The 5,301-nt window shown below is 66.4% G+C and carries 4 protein-coding genes; all 4 read left to right on the top strand.

Annotated elements, in window-relative coordinates; genetic code table 11:
• Window positions 1-89: 89 nt before the first annotated feature.
• Entirely contained in the window at window positions 90-2,462 is a 2,373-nt protein-coding gene (locus VFW45_17610) for a YfhO family protein (GenBank protein HEU5182608.1), read from the top strand.
• Window positions 2,459-4,240 (top strand): hypothetical protein, encoded by a 1,782-nt coding sequence (locus tag VFW45_17605; protein ID HEU5182607.1) that lies wholly within the window; start codon window positions 2,459-2,461, stop codon window positions 4,238-4,240. The genes VFW45_17610 and VFW45_17605 overlap by 4 nt, the downstream gene beginning before the upstream one ends.
• A gap of 178 nt (window positions 4,241-4,418) precedes the next feature.
• A complete protein-coding gene (locus VFW45_17600; protein HEU5182606.1) occupies window positions 4,419-4,865 on the top strand; it encodes a prepilin-type N-terminal cleavage/methylation domain-containing protein in 447 nt (148 codons plus the stop codon).
• Between the two features lie 291 nt (window positions 4,866-5,156).
• Window positions 5,157-5,301 (top strand): prepilin-type N-terminal cleavage/methylation domain-containing protein (locus tag VFW45_17595; GenBank protein ID HEU5182605.1); only part of this gene is annotated, 145 nt, incomplete at its 3' end.

Raw genomic sequence — 5,301 nt, 5'->3', positions numbered from 1 at the left:
AGCTTCCGCTCCTTCCGCTATTTCGCCAAGAAGTACAACCTCATGGAGAGCCGGGAGCCGAGGGAAGGCTTCGGGCGGTAGGAACGACAATGGGGAATCCCCCCGGGGCGGAGCCGCCGCGCCGCCTGCATGCGTTTCTGTTCATCGCCGCGGCGGTGGCCCTCCTTTTTCATCCCCTGATCCTCGGCGAAGGCCGGCTCTACTTCCGCGACGTCAGCCTCAACCACTATCCCAACCGGGTCTACGCCACCGAGAGGCTGCTGCATGGGGACTTCCCGCTGTGGAACCCCTACCTCTCCGGCGGCATGCCGCTGGCCGCCAATCCCAACGAGCTGATCCTCCACCCGATCACCCTTCTGTTCCTCCTTCTCCCGGTCGGGGTCGCGTTCTCCGCGTCCGTCGTCCTGCAATATCTTCTGGCCGGCTGGGGAATGTACCTGTGGGCGCGCGAAGAGGGTCTCGGCCAGGAGTCCGCGCTGCTCGCCGCGGCGGGATTCGCCCTCTCCGGACCGCTGGTTTCCTGCGGATCGTTGCAGAACCTCCTCGCCTCCTGGGCCTGGGTGCCTCTCGCCCTGTTCGCCGCGGCGCGCTTCCGGCGGACAGGAAGCCGCTGGGCGCTGCTCTCCTATGCCGGCGCGCTGAGCGTCACGCTGCTTGCGGGGGATCCGGTGGCCGCGGCGAGCGCCGTGCTGATTGCCTGCTTCGGCGCCTGGGAGAGCCCTCGACCCGCGATGCGACGGGCCTTCCTCGGACCGCTCGCCGGGGCCGCGCTGGCGGCCGGGCTGGCCCTGGTGGCTCTCCTCCCGGCACGCGAGATGGTCGCGGCCTCGGAGCGCGGCGGAGGTATCCCGCTGACGAAGGCTCTCGCCTGGTCGATCGATCCGCCGCGCCTGCTGGAGCTCGCCGTGCCGGCGCTGTACGGCAACCCGGCGGCGCTGAAGCCGACATCCTACTGGGGCGGTCTGGTCTTCGAGAAGGGGTATCCCTTCCTGCTGAGCGTCTATCTCGGAATCCTGATGCTGATATTTCCAGCCGCCTTGCCCTGGCGCCGCGCCGGAGGGCGGCAGATCTTGCTGGCCGCCTTCGCGCTGCTGTGCATCCTGACGGCGCTCGGGGCGCCGGGGAGAATCTATCCGCTGATCCATCGCTGGGTCCCCCTGGCCTCGTCGCTGCGCTATCCTTCACGTTTCCTCCTGCCGGCGACGCTGGCGCTGGTTTTCCTGGCGGCCAGCGGCTTCGACCATCGCCTGCGGGCCTGGCACGCGGGCGCCACCGGCCGCGGCCGGGACACCTGGGTGGTCGTGGCATGGCTTGCCGCCGGCGCGGCGTTGGCGCTCGCCCTCGCTCCTGGAGCGACGGTGTGGCTGGCCGAAAGTCTGCTGGGCCTGGGAGGGAAGCTGCCTGCCGCATCGATCGATTCGATCGCCACGACCCTGCGAGGCTCTTTGCTGCGCTGCGGCGGGCTGGCGGCGGGTGCCGGATTGGTGGGTTGGGCCGCTTCGAGAGGCTATCTCGCTCCACGCAAGGCGGCCCTCCTTCTCCTCGTGGCCGCGGCGGGCGACCTGCTTTCGGCCCATCTGCGGCTCAACCCGGTGGTTCCGTCTTCGTTCTACGAAGCCAGGCCGCCGGCCGCCGACCTGGTCCCGCGCGAGCGCATCGAGTCGCGCGTCTACAGCGAGCCTCGTCCCGAAGGATTCGCGGTGATGGCCGGAAGCGACGATGCCTGGTGGGGCTATTACTGGGACGAAATCTCATGCCGCGTCGCCACCTGCCTTCCCTGGAGAATTCCGCTGGCCCTGGACCGGAGCACCGATCTTCTGAGCGCGGCGGGCCTCGGCGGGATCGTGGAAGGAATCGGCGGATTGGATGTCGACGGACTGAAGCGCCTCTGCGAGATCGCCTCGGTGGGATTGATCCAGACTTATCGTGAGATGAGCAGTCCCTCCTTGACCTCGGCCGGATTGCTGTCGCGCCAGACCAATGTTCCGTTCCATCTCTACCGGCTTGCCGCGCCGCGTCCGCGTGCCTACTGGGTGGGCGCCGCGCTTCCCGAAAAAGGGGGAATTCTGGCGGACCTCACGAGTCCGGATTGGGATCCGAAAGGCTCGGTGATCCTGCAAGGCGAGTCCTTCCCCGCGGGCAGGCCGGGCGAGGAAGGCGAGGTGACGTGGCTGACCGAGAAACCGGAACGACTGGAGCTGCGCGTCAGTGCCTCTCGAGCGGGATGGCTGGTGGTGACCGACACTTATTTCCCCGGCTGGCAGGCGGAGGTGGACGGCGCTGCCGCGCCGATTCGTCGCGCCAACCATCTGTTTCGCGCCGTGCAGGTCCCGGAAGGAACGCACCAGGTTGTCCTGCACTATTCACCGCGCTCCTGGCGGGTGGGAGCCGCGGGATCGATCCTGACGCTGCTGGCGGCGCTTCTCTGGGCCTGGCGCGGCCGGATCGCCTCGCGCTCATGAGCGCACCCGCAAGACTCATCGACCGCGGCCTGCGGTTCCTTCTCCTGGCGGCCGCAGCGGTCGCGACCGTCAAGGCAGCCGAGAACTTCGATTTCTGGTGGCACCTCGCGAGCGGACGCCTCATGGTCGCCGAGGGGAAGCTGCTCCATGCCGACCCCTTTTCCTTCACCCGGCCGGGGATGCCGTGGCTGAACCACGAATGGCTGGTGCAGCTTGCCGGGTATCTCGGCTACCGTGTGGCAGGGGAGTGGTTCCCGGCGCTGGGAGTCATGGCGCTGGCGGTCGCAGCCTACCTCTCGTTGTCCTCGTGTCTCCTGCGCGACAGGACCAACTCGCAAGGGGTCTGGCTCCTCATGGCGTTGTCACTGGCCGGCGCCCGCTTTCGCTTCGATCCCCGTCCCGAGATGGTGAGCTACTTTTTTCTGGCGCTCCTTTGCTTCCTGCTTGGATCCAGCGCTGAGCCCGGCAAGGAACGTCGTGCGTGGCTTCTCTTCCCGTTGTTCGCGCTCTGGGCGAACGTACATCCGGCGGTTTTGCTGGGAGCTGCGGTCGCGATCCTCTGGCTGGCGGGGGAGTCGATCCAGCGTCGCGCGCAACCCACGGCCCCGACGGCCGACCGATGGCGCGATCGGATTGTCCTGGGATCTCCGGGAGCGATCCTGCTGAACCCGGGAGGCTGGAGAATCCTGGCGGTCCCGTTGGACCTGCGGCGCATCATCGCCTCCGGTCATGCTCCGAACATGGAATGGGCGCCGCCGGAGCCCGCGGATTTTCCTCTTTTCTACTTCACCGCGATCGCGGCCGGCTGTCTGCTCTTTCTGGCTCTGGTCCAGGACCTTCCCCTCGCAGGACGTCTGCGCCAGGTCAAGACGGAGGCGGCCTCGACGCGCAGCAGAGCGGAGGGCTGGCGCGCGGCAGCCGGCAATGTGGAATGGGCACCTCTCCTGGCAGCTTCCCTCGCCGCCCTGCTCGCTCTTCAACAGCTGCGGAACATTGCCTTTTTCTTTCTGCTTCTGCCTCTGGCGTTACGACGGCCCTTCACCCGGCTCGTCTCGCAGGCACGAGTTCCAGGAAGCGCCCTGCGGGTGCTGGAGGCCTCGGCGCTGCTGATGCTCGTCGGGATCTTCCTGCGCACCGCGCCGACCTGGAGGAGTGACCGCTACCTGATGCGAATCACTCCCGCCCGGGCGGTGGGCTTCCTGGAGGCGAATGACGTGGGGAGGAGGCTGTTCAATGACGTGAAGTTCGGTGGCTATCTCGCCTGGGCGCGGTATCCCGCCGGCCGGGTCTTCATCGACGGGCGCAACGAGCTTTACGACTCGCTTCTGGAGGAAGTCTTCGCCTCGCTGGCATCGTGGGGGCGCTGGGAAGCGCTGCTCGAGAGATACGGGATCGACGCGGCGATGCTGCGGCGAGGGCAGCTCCAGGCGGTGCAGTACGCCCCGGAGGCGCCCGGCGCGCCGCCGCGCCAGGAGATGCGGGCCTTTTCGGCCGCCTATTTCCAGCCGGTACGATGGGCCCTGGTCTACTGGGACGACGATGCCCTGGTCTTCGTCCGCCGCGACGACCCGCGCTACCGGAATCTCCTGGCGCGCGAATTCAGGATCGTCAACCCCGACGACTCGGCGCACCTTCTCGCGGAAATCCGCAGGGGCCGCGTCGATCGCAGCCAGGCCCTGGCCGAGGTGGATCGCAAGCTCAAGGAAGATCCGGGCTGCGTCACGGCCTTGAGCCTTCGCCGCGAGCTGCTGTCGGTCGAGAGCGCCGCGCTGCGCTGACGGATTTTGTCAGGGCGAACGCCGCGTGTCGGTGCTGGATTGGCGTTCCGACCCTCCCTCACGAATCCGTAATCGTGCTGAATCCGCAACCCACACATTCCAATTAACTTAGCTGTCATGTTTGGCGAGTGCCTCTTGGCATTCCGGTTGCTCTAGGGGGCGTCAGGAGGTGATTCGAATGAGAGGTCAGAAAGGGTTTACGCTGATCGAGCTGTTGATCGTTGTGGCGATCATCGGAATCATCGCGGCGATCGCGATTCCGAACCTGCTCAACGCGATCGACCGCGGCAAGCAGAAGCGCACCATGGCCGACATCCGGTCGCTGGGCACGGCGGTGGAGTCCTACGCGGTGGACAACAACTTCTACCCGAAGGTGAACTCCTACGCCAACGTGGTTCCGTTCGTGCAGCCGATCTACATCAAGACGGCGCCCACGTCGGACGGCTGGAACAAGGTGTGGGAGTTCCAGGGTGACACCACCAACGGCGCCGACTACACCCTGATCAGCCGCGCCAAGGACGGCGTCGCGAGCGCCATCACGGGTGGAATGACCAACAACTTCCTGTGCGACATCGTGTTCGCCAACGGCCAGTTCTTCCAGTGGCCGCAGGGGACGCAGACCTAGTCTGCCGATTCGCGGTTTTCACGGCGGTGCCGGACTCCGGCACCGCTTTTTTTTGTACTGCATGAGCTGCCTGCGGCATCGCCTGCCGGCGCGATTTCACTCTGAAGCTGACACCTAGTGTCAGCCGTGACCGCCGATGGACTGTCTTCCCACGTCAATCGCCCCGGCTCCCGGATCGGGGCCAAGAGCGGAAACCTTGACAAAGATTCGCTTTCGGCCGGCCGCAGCCCGCTTCCGAGCTCTGGCACCGAGCTTGCTCCATTAGCCGCTGAAGGAAGGAGGTGGCAAGGAATGAGGAATGAGAAAGGGTTTACGCTGATCGAGCTGCTGATCGTCGTGGCGATTATCGGAATCATCGCGGCGATCGCGATTCCGAACCTGCTCAACGCCATCGACCGCGGCAAGCAGAAGCGCACCATGGCCGACATCCGGTCGC

The sequence above is a fragment of the Candidatus Polarisedimenticolia bacterium genome (genome assembly GCA_035764505.1).
In the GTDB taxonomy this organism is placed as follows: domain Bacteria; phylum Acidobacteriota; class Polarisedimenticolia; order Gp22-AA2; family AA152; genus AA152.
The sequence above is the reverse complement of the archived record's forward strand: the minus strand, read 5'-3'. Positions and strand labels throughout refer to the sequence as shown.